Raw genomic sequence first — 16,661 nt, 5'->3', positions numbered from 1 at the left:
GTTGTCTAACCGGATTAGTTGGTTTAGCTTTTTATTATGTTGAGCTGTATTTAGTTGCTTTAGCAATCGCTTGCATAGCTTTAAACTAAACCATTTGGTTTACACCGTTCTAATCAAGAACCCATTTTATTTTCAATTTATGATACTCTTGCTTCCTCTCACACGCCATGCAGTGATCGAACTCTTTGTCACAAATTAAACAAATGAATAACAACGAATTTCGCTCTATCCAAATCAAGCCGCTTCAATATCAATCAACTTTAGCTAAACAGCTGTTTTCTCATATTGAAAGTATGCCGTGGGCAATGCTATTACGCTCTGCTTCAGAAAGCCACGTTGATAGTCGATACGACATTTTAGTTGCTCAACCCATCGCCACCTTCGAAACTATCGGTGCAGAAACGACCGTTAATGTTAATGAAGAGTGCGAGGTTTCAACGTCGGATCCTTTCGAACTACTCGACCAATATCAACAGCAATTATTACCAACGACAACGGAACACAGCGAATTACCATTCGTCGGTGGTGCGTTGGGTTATTTCAGCTACGATTTAGGTCGACGTGTTGAGACATTACCTTCTCTAGCGCAGCGTGATATTGAAGCTCCTGACATGGCGGTTGGCTTATATGAATGGGCCATTGTCGTTGATCACAAACTGAAGGCGGCATGTATTGTCGGCCAAAATATTGATTCACATCTCGATTGGTTAACCTCGCAGTCAAAGCACAATGCAGTAATCCAACCTGCCTTTGGATTAACGACGCCATGGCAATCCAACATGAGTCAAGATAGCTATGCGAACAAGTTCGATAGTGTTCAAGAGTACTTATTATCGGGTGATTGTTATCAGATAAACCTTGCTCAGCGTTTTCGTGCCGATTACCAAGGCAGCGAATGGCTCGCCTATGAAAAGTTAGAGCAATACAATTCGGCACCGTTTTCCTGCTTTATTCGTCTTGAACACTCAGCGATCTTAAGTGTCTCGCCAGAACGATTCTTAGAGCTCAATAGTGGCACCATAGAAACCAAGCCAATCAAAGGCACGCGTCCTCGTTCTGATGATCGTGAAATTGATGATGCCCATGCTCAAGACTTGATGAATGCTGAGAAGGATCAGGCCGAAAACCTAATGATCGTTGACCTACTGCGTAATGATATTGGTCGCGTGGCGAAACCTGGTACGGTTCACGTCCCTAAACTGTTTGATATCGAAAGCTTCCCTGCTGTGCATCACTTAGTAAGTACAATCAGAGCCGATCTAGATTCTCAATATTCAGCAACTGACTTATTGAGAGCTTGTTTCCCTGGAGGGTCGATTACCGGAGCACCAAAAGTGCGAGCGATGCAGATCATTGAAGAGTTAGAACCCCATCGACGCTCCGCTTATTGCGGCAGCATCGGCTACATCAGCCGAAATGGTAGAATGGATACCAGCATTACCATTCGTACGTTAGTTGCTGAAAACAACACGCTATATGCGTGGGCTGGCGGCGGTGTGGTGTTCGATAGTGACTGTGCCTCTGAATACCAAGAGACGCTCGATAAGCTGAGTCGCATTCTGCCTGTGCTTGAAGAATGCTAAGCATAACGTCATTAACTGACAGTTTCGCTGCTTAACGGCCAGTAAAAGCTCTATATAAGAAGAAACCGAAGGATCGTAAGATCACTTCGGTTTTTTTAGTCTCTGAGCCAGAGCGTGTGAATGACCACTTCTGACTAGCGATGCTTAATTAACAATCTTTAGGTTACCTTAGTTAAAAAGCTCTAAGCTACTTTAGTTAACAAACTCTAAGTTACTTTAGCTAACAAGCTCTAAGTTACTTTCGCAGGCGTAACACCCCACTTCTTGAGCATCTCTTTAAGGTCGTTGGCCGTATAAGGCTTACTAAGGATGTCATCCATTCCACATTGAATACAGCGTTCCCGCTCTTCAAGCGTCGTTCCGGCAGTCAGTGCAACTATAGACTTCGAATACCCTTTCTTTCTTAGCTTCTCTGTCGCTTCAAAGCCGTCCATAACTGGCATTCTGCAATCCATGAACACAATGTCGTAGTCATTATTTGAGGCTAGCTCGAGTCCTTCTACACCGTTACTTGCAATAACAGGTTCAATCTCATGTTTACGTAACATTTGTTGGATGATGATCTGGTTCATCTTAATATCATCAACTACGAGCACTTCAAGCAGTGACAATTCGACTTCAGATTCAAAACCTTTGGCGACACTATCGCTCTCTGCTGGTACGTCGACAACCTGAAGAGGAATCGAAATGGTAAACGTAGTACCTGATCCAACAATACTGGTCACCCCAATATCGCCATTCATCAAAGCCACCAGCTTGCGACAAATCGCTAACCCAAGCCCAGTGCCCTCGTAGTTTCGGCTACTTGAGTTATCCGCCTGAGTAAAAGGTTCAAACAGCGTCTTATGTGCAGATTCGGCAATGCCTACCCCAGTATCTTCCACTGAGAAAACAAACTGGTTTTTGTCCCACTCAATATCGACATTGACGTGCCCCTCTTCTGTAAATTTGATCGCATTACCGATTAAGTTTACAAACAGTTGCGTGATACGTTCTAAATCGCCTTGGAAATGAGAAGGTACGTTAGATGCGACACTGATATTAAATTCGATCTGCTTCTCAATCGCGCGATTGACGAAGATACTTTCAATCGTATTTCTCAAATCATGCAACGCAAATTTCTTGGGAATAAGATCCAACATCCCTGCATTGATTTTGCTGAAATCAAGCAAATCATTAATGATGGTTCTGAGAAACTCTCCAGATTGGCTCAGGTTATTCACTATTTCACGCTGAGAACTGCTGAGTTCGGTATCGCTGATCAATTCTGCACTACCTAGCAAACCATTAAGCGGAGTTCTTAATTCATGGTTAATCATGGCCACAAAGTCGCGCGTTGCCCTCTCGGACTCTTCCGCTCGTTTACGTGACTCAACATTTCGATTGATAGCAAGCTGATGAGTTAATGCACTGCAGATAAGGTCAGTCACTAACAATAGTTGGCTTTGAATGAATTCGTAGTCTTGGTCTAACAACCTGACCTTCACGATTAACGCACCGACTATGACCTTTTCGATCTCTAATGGCACCGTTAGCAAGTTGCCTTGCCAATGAGGTTCTTGAATGTATTGCTCTATCACCTCGACGGCTTCGTCACCATAGTCATAGGTATGTAACTGAGGAATCAGCTTGGGAGGCAAAATCAAACGACTGGCTTCGATCAAGTAACTGTTGGTCACATTCATCGTCAATTGTGACAACATGACGTCATCGAGATCATTTCTAAGGAACGCTCGCCCGAAATCAATCAACAAGTTGTCGATTTGTTCTTGGAATTCAATACGACGTATATTCGCATTGGAGCGCTTTTCTAACTGACGCAGAGCAAGTTCAAGCTGTTGGTTAGCCTCAAACAGTTCGAGGCTCTTTTGTTCCAACAACACTTCAGCCGCTTTCCTGGCCGCGATTTGACGCTTAAGTTTCTTCTCTATGGCAGATGCCGGATCCATATCACTTTTCTACTTTGAGATTAAACCTAACCACGCTTTGGTCATCATTTTGCGGCGTCATTTCAACCGCGATAGATTCACCGTGGTATTCAGCACACCCTTCAATAAGCCCTAAGCAAACGTGAGACATGCACCTTGCGCTTTTATAGTCAAAAACAAGCTGAGCTTCAGTCGTGGTAATAAAGCTGAATTCAGGCGGCTCCGCATCCGGATAGAGCTTCTTCACTTCAACGTGAATATAGCGCTCTACGTGTTGGATAAATTGAAAGGTGGTCGTGCTATGGGCAAGGCTCGCTTTATTAGGCAATGAGGCCAATAAGTTCTTAAAGACTGACTGCCCAAAAACACGCTGTAAACTGGCTGCATCAATATCGGTTTTCTTACTCAAGTTGATAATCAACCTGACAAGGTCTTTGTGGTCATAGCTTCCGACCGACGTGTAGATCCCTTCGTCTTCTGACATCTCTAAAACTTCTTCCAAAAGCTCTAGCCCAAACTTGTCTTCAACAAGCTCTAAAAATTCGGTGAATATGATTCCTTTCATTTCATACCTTTTCTTCTATTTCTTTTTAGAATGGTCTACTAAGTTATTGTTATCAAATTCTTAAACAAAAAAACTACGTTTCATCACCTAATTTTATGACATGGGTAACGCTTACTCGGAAATGTACAAATATTGAATATAGCAAAACCCCTCGTTTGAGGAGATGAGTAACTGCCCCCTCCCCTTTATTATGCCTTAGTTAATGACTGAACTAAGGGTAAGTAAATGAAGACAAACTCAAAATTGGTAATCAGCCCACGGTTATGCCTATACTTAAAATCATAATAATCAATATATTGGCTTGATATGAATAAAGAAAAATTCCTTCAACAGTTCCAGCTTAACCCTACGGTTGGCTATCATCCTGAATCTGTAGAGCGTGTTTCGCATATCAGTGGCGATCAATTGCGCAAAGCGGCAGTGGTGGTCGGTTTAGTGGAACGAGAAGATGGTTTACATGTCATTTTTACTAAAAGAGCCGCTCATTTAAAGCATCATCCAGGCCAAGTCAGCTTTCCTGGAGGAAAACACGAACTTTCCGACCCATCTATGCAATTCACTGCACTTAGAGAACTCCACGAAGAGGTGGGAATTCGATCGGATCAAGTTAAAATTGTTGGCCAATTACCTGCATTGAGTACTATTAGTAAATTTTCTGTGACACCGATTGTTGCAATGGTCGATCCTGACTATGAAGCCATCATCGATGAGAACGAAGTGGCCTCGATTTTTGAGGTGCCTGCCACCTATGTTTTAGACCAAGCAAAGTTACACAGCCACACAGTTAACGTTAAACAAATCAAGCATCGTGTTTTTGCGATGCCCTTCGAAGAGCACCTAATTTGGGGCGTTACAGCTCAAATCATCCAATCTCTGCAGCGACATGTAGTGCAACAAATTACATAGCAACTACGTTTTGTTTAATCTCTGTTAACAAAATCCAGCCTTTCTATAGAACAGATTTATTAATGCAATTTTACGCAAACGTTTTCTTGGTATAAATCTGAACAACCCCACCTTTCACATAATAAAAACTAATACCTAGCATGAGCATAAATCACCTGTAGCACGCCAATTTCGTGATCAAAAATCCGTTTTTCGCATATCATGTGACACGCCGTTTCATTACATGATTTAGATCTATTTTTTGCAGAAGAAAATTCTGCAGAATTAGCCCCAACTTATTTCCTGTTCCCAAAAAATGAGTAATTTAACATGAACACAACAACTTCTTCGGCAAATGCCGTTAAAGATTCAAGCAAGTTTAACTATAAAGATTTTACCTGGTGTTTATCACTATTCGGTACAGCAGTTGGTGCTGGCGTACTATTCCTTCCAATCAAAGCTGGTGCGGGTGGTTTTTGGCCATTAGTTATCCTAGCTCTAATCGCGGCACCAATGACTTGGTTCGCACACAAATCTCTAGCTCGTTTCGTACTGTCTGCTAAAAACCCTGAAGCTGATATTACAGACACAGTTGAAGAGCACTTCGGTAAGACTGGCGCAAACATTATTACTTTTGCTTACTTTTTCGCTATCTACCCAATCGTTCTTATCTACGGTGTTGGTATCACAAACACGGTTGATTCTTTCCTAGTAAACCAAATGGGTATGGAATCTATTCCACGTCCTCTTCTTTCTGGTGCACTGATCCTTGCTATGACAGCAGGTGTTGTATTCGGTAAAGAACTGATGCTTAAAGCAACTTCAGCAATGGTTTACCCACTAGTATTCGTCCTACTAGCGCTGTCTTTCTACCTAGTTCCTGAATGGAACACTTCAATGATGGAAACAAGCCCAGAATGGTCTTCAATGCCTTCTATTATCTGGCTTGCGATTCCAATCATCGTGTTCTCTTTCAACCACAGCCCAATCATTTCACAGTTCTCTAAAGAGCAACGTCGTGTATACGGTGAAGACGCAGTTAAGAAAACTGACGCGATCACTGGCGGCGCAGCAATGATGCTGATGGGTTTTGTAATGTTCTTCGTATTCTCTGTAGTGCTTTCTCTATCTCCAGAGCAACTAGCTACAGCACAAGCGCAAAACATCTCTGTACTTTCTTACCTAGCTAACGTTCACGAGTCTCCACTTATCTCTTACATGGGTCCTCTAGTAGCGTTCGCAGCGATTACTTCTAGCTACTTCGGTCACTTCCTAGGTGCTCATGAAGGTCTTGTTGGTCTAATCAAATCTCGCTCTGGTTCTTCAATCAGCACGATTGAGAAAGCGTCTCTAGCGTTCATCGTTGTTACAACTTGGATTGTTGCGGTAGTTAACCCAAGCATCCTAGGTATGATTGAAACAATGGGTGCTCCAATGATTGCAGCTATCCTGTTCCTGATGCCTGTATTCGCGATGCAGAAAGTACCAGCAATGGCTAAGTACAAAACTTCAGCACCTGTGCAAATCTTTACAGCTTTATGTGGTCTAGCGGCTATTAGTTCTGTAATCTACGGCGCTCTTTAATCTCAAGCCTTTTTTATAAGATGGCATCCATCTTATATCGCGAGATTAGACAAAAAATATAATGATAATAAATGAGCCTCCCTACTCCCCTTGGGAGGCTCTCTTTTTGAGGTAATCGCTATGATTAGTGTATTTGATATCTATAAAATCGGTGTTGGTCCATCGAGCTCACACACAGTTGGACCAATGAAAGCGGGTAAAGAGTTTATTGATGACCTACGTTCAATGGGAAAATTGCGCGACATCACTAAAATCACCGTGGACGTATATGGATCACTATCACTGACAGGGAAAGGTCACCACACAGATATCGCAATCATCATGGGTCTTGCTGGCAATACTCCTGAGAAAGTGGATATCGACTCTATCGCAGGTTTCATTGCTCGCGTAGAAGAAACTGAACGTCTACCTGTTGGTATGCACTGTCATACTGTTTCGTTCCCGAAAGATGGCGGAATGAATTTCCATACTTCGAACCTTTCTCTACACGAGAATGGCATGAGCATTCATGCTTGGGTTGATGACGAAGTAGCTTACTCAAAAACGTACTACTCAATTGGTGGCGGTTTCATCGTTGACGAAGAGAGCTTCGGCAAAGAAGAAGAAAACCCAATTAAAGCACCATACGAATTCACAACAGCTGAAGAGCTGGTTAATCAGTGTAAAGAAAGCGGTCTTTCTATCAGTACACTGGTTATGAAAAACCAAGCGGCTTTCCACTCAGATGAAGAGTCTCGCACTTACTTCGCTAACATCTGGAGAACGATGCGTGAGTGTATGGATCGCGGTATGAATACTGAAGGTATCTTGCCTGGTCCACTGCGTGTTCCTCGTCGTGCAGCTTCACTTCGCCAACTTCTGATTACTTCAGAAAAAACAACCAACGATCCAATGACGGTTGTTGATTGGGTGAACATGTTTGCGTTCGCCGTAAATGAAGAAAACGCTGCTGGCGGTCGTGTAGTAACAGCACCGACAAACGGCGCGTGTGGCATTATCCCTGCGGTATTGGCTTACTACGATAAGTTCATTCAAACAGTAACTGAGAAAGACTACATCCGTTACTTCGCAGCTTCTGGTGCGATCGGTGGTCTTTACAAGCGTAACGCTTCTATCTCTGGCGCTGAAGTTGGCTGTCAGGGTGAAGTTGGCGTAGCATGTTCTATGGCTGCAGCTGGTCTTGCTGAGCTTATGGGTGGTAGCCCTGAGCAAGTATGTATGGCTGCAGAAATCGGCATGGAGCACAACCTAGGTCTAACGTGTGACCCAGTTGCAGGCCAAGTACAAGTACCATGTATCGAGCGTAACGGCATTGCTGCAGTGAAAGCAATCAACTCAACTCGTATGGCACTTCGTCGCTCTTCTGCTCCGACTGTTTCTCTCGATAAAGTTATCGAAACAATGCTAGAAACCGGCAAAGACATGAACGCTAAATACCGTGAGACATCTCAAGGTGGTTTGGCAGTTAAGGTGGTTTGTTAATTAGCATTAGTTTGTTAATAGCTTTTGAATCAATCTGCTTTTAATAAGCAGATAATAAAAAGGAACGCTAATGCGTTCCTTTTTTTTGTAGCTGAAACTTGGTGACTGATTTATTCAACCACCAAATTGTTTTGCTAAATCACTTGTGAGATAAGCAAGAAGCAACCAAATAGCAATGAGAACAGCATCATTGGTCGGCCACCTTCAGCGCTGTATCTGTCTTCCGCTACTTTCATAAAGCGTTGCTTATGAACCATAACCAGAGGAACAAAAACAGCCAAGAACACTAAGATGATGCCTGCATAGTTCAACACTTGTAGGAACTTATCCGCAGCAAGCAGTGAACCCGCCAGCGGCAAGATGAAACTAATGCAGTAAGTAACCGCTGTGTTTTGGTTAAACATGTCTTTGTTCTGGTTGAACAACGCCATTGCTACACCAAAGAAAGAGGTCAACAACGCCAAGCCAGTGAAGGTAGACAAAACGTTACCCACCCAAGGAGATTGAGCTTCAAACGCAGCCATCAAGTCAGACACATTTTTAAAGCTTCTGAATTGCTCTTCGCTCAAGTTACCCACTACAGCAAACAACCAGCACAAGTAGCACACTAATGGGATCAGAGAACCGACGATCACCATGTTACGCAGCTGTTTGTCTGTCGCTTCGTGGTTGTAAGAAACCAAGGTTGGAATCACAACCATAAAGCCAAAGCTCGTAAACAGGATGGCACTGGTTTTGATTAGATCAACGTGGTCATGGCTGGTTACCTGCATCAAGTTTTCTTGAGTCATGCTCGGCGCTAAGAACACCATGGTTGCAAACAAGCTAGCAAGCATCACGAAGAACAGTGCACGGTTGAGTTTATCAATCACACCGGTGCCACTTGCGACAACTGCACCCGCAAGTAAAGTAAACGTGATTTGGCTCGTCGTTGCGCTAATGTCGACACCGAAGTTAGACAGTAACTTACTCAGCAAATCACCCGCACCCAGAATGTAGGCCATCAATAGGCAAATCAATAACGCGTAAAGTAAGCCGTTGGTAATCAACTGCCCTTGTTTGCCCAGAGTTTTTCGAGCAATAGAGTTCAACCCTAGACCGCCACCGGCTTTGATGGTCGCTTCTAGAAGTAACAATGCTGCGTAAGTGGTGCCGAAACAGATCAGAACCATCAGCAGTGTGCCGTAAAGCAACCCAAATTGAGCTAATACCATTGGGATCGCAAGCATACCAGCACCGAGAGCGGTACCAGCGATAATTAGGGAGCTACCCATCATTTTAATATTCATTGTTTTTAACTTATTTGTTTAGTTTTTATAGATGTGAGTCTTCGTACATCGAGCGGATGACAAAGGAATTCAGATAGAAATAGAGTTATAAAACGAATAACAATAGGAGCGATAAGCGGTAAAGAAGCGTGCAGAGACGTGGTCGAACAAGGTGTTCAAAGGGGAGCTTGTCTTAAAAGAGGTAAAACGAGAAGCGTGAGTTTGCGTTAACTGATGTGGTGAACCTTCCGTAGGTTCAATAATCGGTGATGTAATCTTGAATTTCATGTATGTGTCCAATAATTAAGTCACATTCCATAGTAATTGAAGCAGCGTATCCATTGCTGCCCTACCTCTGTCATTAGAGGTGTTTTCATCTTATCGAATGAGCTTTGAAACACAACGCTATAACCACATTTTTTGCTATTAAATTGAACAAAACAGCCATTTGGATATAAATCAACCACCAAACCGCGTAAAACAATAATCATTTATCATAAAAACCAAAGAAAGACACAATGGTCTCTCTTTTTATCCAAACAAAAACATGACATTAAGGTGCAGGGCTATATAAACGAGGTGGACTGCTGTTGGGTAAGTGAATCAGATTTAAGCGATTACGTCTTGCCCATTCGACCGTCAATGAGGTCGGAGCCGACAAACAAACCAAGGTTGTGATTTCAGCACGCACGGCTTTATGGATAAGCTCTAAACTGCAACGACTCGTCATAATGGCGAACCCCGACTTAGGGTTGATGTCGTTCACGGCCATCGCCCCTATTAGTTTATCCAGTGCGTTGTGGCGGCCGATGTCTTCACGACAAAGTGAGATTTCACCTTTCGAATTTGCAAACAAAGCGGCATGTAAAGCGCCGGATATTTTGGCTGCTTTTTGATGTTCGGCAATTCGCCCTCTCAACCCCTGAAAAACCAGTGGACTGGGTGGTAATGACGATGGCAATGGAACCAAATCCGGAAGTGCTTGTTCAAGCGCCTCAACACCACACAAACCACAGCCTGTCGTTCCAGCCAAGTTACGCCGCTGAGTTTTCATGTCCCAAAAAGCACGGTTGCTGATTTCTACTTGCGCGAAATGAGATTCACCATTGCCACCAATCTCAATATCACGAATCTCACTGAATTTTTTTACAATACCGGTGCTTAAACTAAAACCGCGCACAAAGTCTTCCATGTGACCGGGTGTCACCATCATAACCGCCTGACTGATCCCGTTATAACTGATCGCCAATGCAGATTCGTTTGCCAGAGGTGCATCCACCACCATGCTATAGCCCGTAAGTTCTCGATAGCTCATGGCATTGGGCTGTGGAGGCGCTTGATTAAAATCAGGCAGTTCAATATAGGATTGAGTTATACATCTCATAAAATCACCCGGAAAGACGGTCAGCTTGACGATATCGATTCAGACTGAAAACGTTACTGATTAAATAGACATCACTGATTAAACAAGTGTTTTGCTTCAGCAAAACACTGATCAGTGAGTGCCGAATAAGGTTCTTGTTTACGCTTAAGTAGACCTAGAGGCGAATGCACCACGGCTTTTTCTATAGGTACGATACGCAGTTGTTCATTGAGTTCTTCCAATCCAGAGTTAAGCGGCATAACAGCACAGCACAGGCCACTGGTAACGGCTTGGATCAGGTGAAACGTAGAGTTACTTTCAATCAAAGTCTGCGGAACTAGGCCTTTACTACCGAAGCTCAAATCAATCGAATGACGATAATGCATACCTTTAGACAAAAGCCCCAAAGGAATGCTATTGAGTGATTCCCATAAGACTTCCGACTCAGCAAAATCAAAGAATCGGCTATCATACAGAATGCCTAAATCCGTCGAGTTCATTTCTATAACGTCAAAATAAGCCGTATTGATCTGGTCGGTGTAACACATGCCTAAATCAAGTTGGTTACGATTGAGCTGGTCTATGATCTGCTCAGATGTCATCGACAAAATTTGAAAGCGAAGTTCAGGGAATTTTTCTGCTAAAGGCTTAATCAACTGCATCGGGTTTTGACTGGCTAAAGGCACCATGCCAACTCTTAGCGAGCCGACCAGTTGGCCACGGCAGTTAGCCGCTTCGGCTTGTAAACCGTCATGAGCCGCTAAGACGGTCTTTGCCCAAGCCAATATACGTTCACCCGCTTCGGTAAACCCTTCAAAACGTTGACTTCTTGAAATCAACTCGAGGTCTAACTCTTCTTCTAAACGCCTTATCCTCATCGACAACGTAGGCTGAGTAATATGACAAAGTGTCGCAGCCTGACCAAAGTGTTTCGTTTGATCTAAAGCGATTAAATACTTAAGTTGTTTTATATCCATGAATGATTAGTAAAACCTTGAAATGAAGCGTCTTCTTCGCGTTCGTCGTACATTAACGGTTCTCTGTGATTGAAAATATCTATCACGGGAAATAGCTCAATCTGTAAAGCAACAGCTAAAATAACAACGGTATTTTTGATTTAAATCAAAGTATGCCTAATTTAAATATAGGTCAAATCTAAATTATCTATAGCGTGATAGACAGCAACTATCATGGGAGACTCAGCTATATCAAGGCTGATTAACAAATCTCTCGTAAAATAGAGCTCACATCGCACTGGCTAATAAATTTTATTTATCACTATGAAGAATCTATTTATCACTGTGACAAAAGCGACACTTTCCATATTTACTCGCCATGATAGATTCTATTTATCACTTAGTCGGCAATATCAATTGGACGCACCGCCCCTTAACGGCATAACCTTTGATTTAGATCATGGCAAACAATTAGCCAGTCTATTTCTAAATATTCAAAGCAGTAAACAGGTATCGATACCAAATAATCAAAACCGTTTTACTCCCGCCTTATTTTTATAACGCGCCTGTTTTTACCGGTTCCCTTGTTTACTGCCGTTCCCGTGTGTGAGGAGTGCAGTTGTGAGCCAAAAAGAACAGATAAAAAAATATAAAGGTCCTGCTGGTGGTTGGGGGGCGTTAAAAGCCGTCACTAAGAGTTGGTGGGGCAGCGAAAACGCCATCAAAAACATTCGAACAATGCTTAAAACGAATCAAAACGGTGGTTTTGATTGTCCGGGATGCGCATGGGGGGAATCTCCACACAGCAATAAAGTGAACTTCTGTGAGAACGGTGCAAAAGCCGTGAACTGGGAAGCCACAAATCGATTTGTGGATCCTGAGTTTTTCGCCGAACACAGCGTAACATCCTTGTCATCACAAACAGACTACAGGCTGGAATACCAAGGCCGAATAACCCATCCGATGAAGTACGACGCAGCATCCGACCACTATATTCCTATCGAGTGGGACGAAGCCTTTTCGCTCGTAGCCAAGCATTTGAAGCAACTCGACTCGCCACATCAAGCCGAATTTTACACTTCGGGTCGAGCCAGTAATGAAGCGGCGTTTTTGTACCAACTCTTCGTCCGAGCGTTTGGAACAAATAACTTCCCTGACTGTTCAAACATGTGCCACGAAGCCAGTGCAATTGGCATGAAAGATACGGTCGGTGTGGGCAAAGGAACCGTGATTTTTGACGACTTTGAACAAGCAGACGCGATCTTTGTGCTCGGGCAAAACCCAGGTACTAATCACCCCCGCATGCTTGAACCATTGCGTGAAGCGGTAAAACGCGGCGCTCAGGTGATCTGTTTCAATCCATTGAAAGAACGTGGACTTGAACGTTTCCAAAATCCTCAAGTTCCAGTTGAAATGTTAAGCAATGGTTCAAAACCAACCAATACCGCTTATTTAAGACCAGCATTAGGTGGCGATATGGCGGTCTTTCGTGGGATGGCTAAATATTTGCTGCAATGGGAACGTGATGCGCTCGCAACCGAAGGAAAAGCCATATTTGATCGTAAATTCATCAGCGAACACACCACAGGTATTGATGAATACTTAGCAGAAGTTGATGCGACAACATGGGAGCATATCGCTGAACAATCAGGGTTAGCTTTAAGCGAAATAGAAATGGTCGCAGACATGTACCGCCGTTCAGAAAAGGTGATCATGTGTTGGGCTATGGGGCTAACACAACATCGTCATTCAGTACAAACCATCAAAGAAGTAGCCAATGTGCAATTGTTGCGCGGCAACGTCGGTAAGCCAGGTGCTGGGCTATCACCAGTTAGGGGGCATAGTAATGTCCAAGGCGATCGTACGATGGGTATCGATGAAAAACCCTCAAACCAATTTCTAGATAGCATAGAACGCCGCTTTAACTTCAATGTCCCACGAGATGTAGGCCACAACACCATACAAGCGATTAAAGCGATGGAGGAAAAACGCTCGAAAGTCTTTATTGGTTTAGGTGGTAATTTTGCGCAAGCTACACCCGATACTCCTCGCACACATCTGGCGATGAAAAATTGTGACCTTACCGTTCATATCTCAACCAAACTCAATCGCTCTCACCTTGTTACCGGTCAAGATGCCTTGATTTTGCCATGTTTGGGGCGCACGGAAATCGATACACAAGCTAATGGGCCACAAGGCATCACCGTTGAAGATACCTTCAGCATGGTTCACATCTCTTACGGACAGCTCGAACCTCGATCAGAGCATTTACGTTCTGAACCAGCCATTGTCGCGGGTATTGCCAATGCCACACTGGGCAGCCATCCAATCGATTGGAATTGGGTCATTCAAGATTATGGGCATATTCGAGACCTCATTGCAGATACGATTCCGGGCTTTACTGACTTCAATCAGAAACTGGAAAATCCGGGTGGATTTCATTTAGTCAATCCTGCCGCAAATCGTCAATGGAACACCCTCAGCGGCAAAGCGCAATTTGGCTCCAATGAACTACCAAAACAACTGATTAATGAAGCGGTGTTGCAAGGTGGTAATAAACCCGATTTGATCTTGCAAACCATGCGTTCCCATGACCAATACAACACCACGCTATATGGCTTGAATGATCGGTACCGCGGTGTCTTTGGTATGCGCGAAGTTTTGTTTATCAATGAAGCTGATATATTGAAGCTCGGTTTTGAACCGGGTGACAAGGTCGATATGGTGTCGCTTTGGGAAGATGGTGTAATGAGAAAAGTGAAAGGGTTTACCCTGGTAGCTTATGACGTTCCACAGGGTCAGGCGGCGGCTTACTATCCTGAAACCAACCCTTTGGTTCCTCTAGACAGCTATGGTGAACGAACCTTTACTCCGACCTCAAAATTTATTGCCATCAGATTAGAGAAATCAACCTCTGACGCCATTCCCCTTTCAACCGTCAGCTAACTGTCAATCGACAACTGAAAGTAAAAGTAAAAGTAAAAATCCACCTGTTTTGGCAGGTGGATTTTAATATTGACGCTTGGCCAGTATAAACACAGCCCGCTGAATATGTTTATTTAAGTCATCTACGTTTATTGGGCTTTTCATACCCTTAAAATTTAACGATAAACTCCCTTTCATTCGCCCAAAGAACATCATCACAAACTCGCTACATCACAGAAACATAACCACAACCGGAGTGTGGTCACACAATCGGTTATACCTCATAGGTGGTAGAGTCTCTTACACGTAAAGTATGCGCGTCATTATAATTAATAAAAACAAACACCTTATGCGCTCAACAATCACCTTTAAAATCCTAGTGGCCCTCGCCATTGTGTTCACTTTGCTATTAGCAATATCTACCTACTTCCAATATTCGCAGCAAAAGCAACTTGTAAACTCAGTGTTAAGTGAGCAGCTTCACGATAAAGCGAGCAACTATTTCGATAGCCTCAATATGATGATGCTCACTGGCACTATGGCACAAAAAGAGACCCTTCGTCAGAAAGCGTTAGCTCAAGAAGGCATTGAAAATGTTCGTGTATTGCGTGCTGATGCGGTGAGTAAGTTATACGGGCCTGGCAATGACAACCAAACGCCTGTTGATGATATTGATAAACGAGCGCTAGCGGGTGAAACCGTTATCGAACCCTTTTCTGCCGATTGGGGAAAAGGCTTGGTTATTGCTCTGCCCATGAAATCGAGCGAGAACTATCGTGGCACCAATTGTGTGGCATGTCATATGGCGCCAGAAGGGGAAGTATTAGGTGCAATTCGACTTGAATATAACCTTAGCCATGTCAACTCGCTGATCAATACTCAAACGATGACAGCGATCGGTATCATGGCGGTGATCTCTTTTGCTGGTTTCGTGCTAACGATGGGATTAATTCGTAAGATAATCGTTCGCCCGCTTCAACAAACCTCTCGCTTTATGACCCAAGTCAGCAGCGATAAGAACCTATCCACTCGGCTTCCAGAGCAAAGCAAAGATGAAATTGGTACGCTTGCTAACTCCATCAACTCGTTCATGGGCACTGTTTCCAACAGCTTAGAGAGGGTACAAGACACCTCGCACAAACTGAATGCTTCAGCCAACCAACTGACCAGTGTTGCACAAATTACCGAGCAAGCCGCCAGCGATCAACAAAACGAAACAGCTGAAGTACAAAACAATATCGAAGGAATACAGGCACAACAGGTCAATGTAGAACAAGCCACTTTAACCGCTTCAGAGCTCATCAATCATACCGCTGATGTGGCATGTAAAAGTGCTAACCAAGCACATGATGCAAGCAGTGAGATAAAGAATCTAGTCAGTAGCATAGAAGAAGTGAAACACAAGATACTGACACTCAATGAGCAAACCGGAGAGGTTTCTTCAATATTGAGCGTTATTCGAGGCATTGCCGATCAAACTAACCTGCTCGCCTTGAATGCAGCGATTGAAGCTGCTCGCGCGGGAGAACAAGGTCGGGGCTTTGCGGTGGTGGCAGATGAAGTTCGTAATCTTGCATCACGAACGGCTGAAGCGACAGGTAATATTGAATCGATTATCCATCAGTTCCAACAAGGTAGCGAAGAGTCGTTAACTTCGGCCGACCGTGTTTGCGAACAAGCGCATCAAAGCTCAACAGATATCGATGCACTGTCCGTTGAAATGAATGGTGTCGTTGAAGAAATGAAACAAGTGCTGGCTCATGCGAAAAATATTCAACAACAGACGCAATCCACTACACACGCGACCGAAGATGTTCAACAAAAGGTTGAAACCATCACTTCTCACGCCGACAACACATCGCAGTCTGCGGCTGAGACTCGTGGAATCAGTAATGATTTAGAAGAGCTGTCTGATCACCTTGAATCTCTTATCAACCAATTCACCTTATCGAACTCAAACACCAACGATAAAGGTCAGTCATAGGTCGTTAGAACTCCCCGACCGACATCAACAAAAAAAGCGCTCAAAGATGAGTAATGCCGATCAGTTAAGAAATTTGTGAGATCATTTGACCGATCCTCAAAAGGCTTCAAAATCCGATATTAGGAAACTAATATCGGA

General features: G+C 43.6%; 12 protein-coding genes. 6 read left to right on the top strand and 6 right to left on the bottom strand.

Annotation, left to right across the window (positions count from 1 at the left end):
• Window positions 1–203 precede the first annotated feature (203 nt).
• Entirely contained in the window at window positions 204–1,583 is a 1,380-nt protein-coding gene (gene pabB / locus AC3CIA_RS06380; RefSeq protein WP_488518713.1) for an aminodeoxychorismate synthase component I, read from the top strand.
• A 230-nt stretch (window positions 1,584–1,813) separates the two neighbouring features.
• Here pabB and AC3CIA_RS06375 read toward each other — a convergent pair whose 3' ends face one another.
• Together AC3CIA_RS06375 and AC3CIA_RS06370 are read right to left on the bottom strand one after the other, a co-directional pair.
• Complete coding sequence (locus AC3CIA_RS06375; RefSeq protein ID WP_488518712.1) at window positions 1,814–3,532, bottom strand: ATP-binding protein; 1,719 nt, start codon at window positions 3,530–3,532, stop codon at window positions 1,814–1,816.
• Window position 3,533: 1 nt separating this feature from the next.
• A complete protein-coding gene (locus tag AC3CIA_RS06370; protein ID WP_017080579.1) occupies window positions 3,534–4,076 on the bottom strand; it encodes a heme NO-binding domain-containing protein in 543 nt (180 codons plus the stop codon).
• 306 nt (window positions 4,077–4,382) lie between these two features.
• Here AC3CIA_RS06370 and AC3CIA_RS06365 point away from each other — a divergent pair, with 306 nt between their 5' ends.
• The 3 genes from AC3CIA_RS06365 to AC3CIA_RS06355 all read left to right on the top strand — a co-directional run bounded on the left by AC3CIA_RS06365 (window position 4,383) and on the right by AC3CIA_RS06355 (window position 8,027).
• Entirely contained in the window at window positions 4,383–4,982 is a 600-nt protein-coding gene (locus tag AC3CIA_RS06365; RefSeq protein WP_488518711.1) for a CoA pyrophosphatase, read from the top strand.
• 309 nt (window positions 4,983–5,291) lie between these two features.
• On the top strand, window positions 5,292–6,545 hold the full coding sequence (locus AC3CIA_RS06360; RefSeq protein WP_004734718.1) for an aromatic amino acid transport family protein: 1,254 nt from the start codon (window positions 5,292–5,294) through the stop codon (window positions 6,543–6,545).
• 120 nt (window positions 6,546–6,665) lie between these two features.
• The gene (locus AC3CIA_RS06355; RefSeq protein ID WP_054546558.1) at window positions 6,666–8,027 is read left to right on the top strand and encodes an L-serine ammonia-lyase; all 1,362 of its coding nucleotides are present in this window, start codon (window positions 6,666–6,668) and stop codon (window positions 8,025–8,027) included.
• Between the two features lie 134 nt (window positions 8,028–8,161).
• On the opposite strand, the gene AC3CIA_RS06350 is transcribed toward AC3CIA_RS06355, so the two are convergent.
• The 4 genes from AC3CIA_RS06350 to AC3CIA_RS06335 form a co-directional block, all read right to left on the bottom strand.
• A complete protein-coding gene (locus tag AC3CIA_RS06350) occupies window positions 8,162–9,304 on the bottom strand; it encodes an amino acid permease (RefSeq protein ID WP_114633298.1) in 1,143 nt (380 codons plus the stop codon).
• Between the two features lie 81 nt (window positions 9,305–9,385).
• Window positions 9,386–9,583: a hypothetical protein gene (locus AC3CIA_RS06345; protein WP_131825228.1), complete on the bottom strand. Its 198-nt coding sequence runs from the start codon at window positions 9,581–9,583 to the stop codon at window positions 9,386–9,388.
• 265 nt (window positions 9,584–9,848) lie between these two features.
• On the bottom strand, window positions 9,849–10,679 hold the full coding sequence (gene fdhD, locus AC3CIA_RS06340) for a formate dehydrogenase accessory sulfurtransferase FdhD (RefSeq protein WP_054546560.1): 831 nt from the start codon (window positions 10,677–10,679) through the stop codon (window positions 9,849–9,851).
• 71 nt (window positions 10,680–10,750) lie between these two features.
• Window positions 10,751–11,635: a LysR family global transcriptional regulator AcsS gene (locus tag AC3CIA_RS06335; RefSeq protein WP_004734714.1), complete on the bottom strand. Its 885-nt coding sequence runs from the start codon at window positions 11,633–11,635 to the stop codon at window positions 10,751–10,753.
• Between the two features lie 600 nt (window positions 11,636–12,235).
• Between AC3CIA_RS06335 and AC3CIA_RS06330 the strand changes: the two genes are divergently transcribed.
• Both AC3CIA_RS06330 and AC3CIA_RS06325 read left to right on the top strand, forming a co-directional pair.
• Window positions 12,236–14,560 carry an FdhF/YdeP family oxidoreductase gene (locus AC3CIA_RS06330; RefSeq protein ID WP_488518710.1) on the top strand — a complete coding sequence of 775 codons (2,325 nt, stop codon included), beginning with the start codon at window positions 12,236–12,238 and terminating at the stop codon, window positions 14,558–14,560.
• Between the two features lie 328 nt (window positions 14,561–14,888).
• Window positions 14,889–16,523, top strand: coding sequence for a methyl-accepting chemotaxis protein (locus AC3CIA_RS06325; RefSeq protein ID WP_237299396.1), 1,635 nt, complete (start codon window positions 14,889–14,891; stop codon window positions 16,521–16,523).
• The last annotated feature ends 138 nt before the right edge of the window (window positions 16,524–16,661 follow it).

It is taken from the genome of Vibrio sp. QJM3NY_27 (assembly GCF_057785955.1).
Note: the sequence above shows the minus strand (reverse complement) of the source record. Positions and strands in the feature narration are given on the sequence as shown.

Coding starts and splice junctions, on each gene's coding strand:
- pabB (WP_488518713.1), top strand. CDS start 204: ATGAATAACAACGAATTTCGCTCTATCCAAATCAAGCCGCTTCAATAT.
- AC3CIA_RS06375 (WP_488518712.1), bottom strand. CDS start 3,532: ATGGATCCGGCATCTGCCATAGAGAAGAAACTTAAGCGTCAAATCGCG.
- AC3CIA_RS06370 (WP_017080579.1), bottom strand. CDS start 4,076: ATGAAAGGAATCATATTCACCGAATTTTTAGAGCTTGTTGAAGACAAG.
- AC3CIA_RS06365 (WP_488518711.1), top strand. CDS start 4,383: ATGAATAAAGAAAAATTCCTTCAACAGTTCCAGCTTAACCCTACGGTT.
- AC3CIA_RS06360 (WP_004734718.1), top strand. CDS start 5,292: ATGAACACAACAACTTCTTCGGCAAATGCCGTTAAAGATTCAAGCAAG.
- AC3CIA_RS06355 (WP_054546558.1), top strand. CDS start 6,666: ATGATTAGTGTATTTGATATCTATAAAATCGGTGTTGGTCCATCGAGC.
- AC3CIA_RS06350 (WP_114633298.1), bottom strand. CDS start 9,304: ATGATGGGTAGCTCCCTAATTATCGCTGGTACCGCTCTCGGTGCTGGT.
- AC3CIA_RS06345 (WP_131825228.1), bottom strand. CDS start 9,583: ATGAAATTCAAGATTACATCACCGATTATTGAACCTACGGAAGGTTCA.
- fdhD (WP_054546560.1), bottom strand. CDS start 10,679: ATGAGATGTATAACTCAATCCTATATTGAACTGCCTGATTTTAATCAA.
- AC3CIA_RS06335 (WP_004734714.1), bottom strand. CDS start 11,635: ATGGATATAAAACAACTTAAGTATTTAATCGCTTTAGATCAAACGAAA.
- AC3CIA_RS06325 (WP_237299396.1), top strand. CDS start 14,889: ATGCGCTCAACAATCACCTTTAAAATCCTAGTGGCCCTCGCCATTGTG.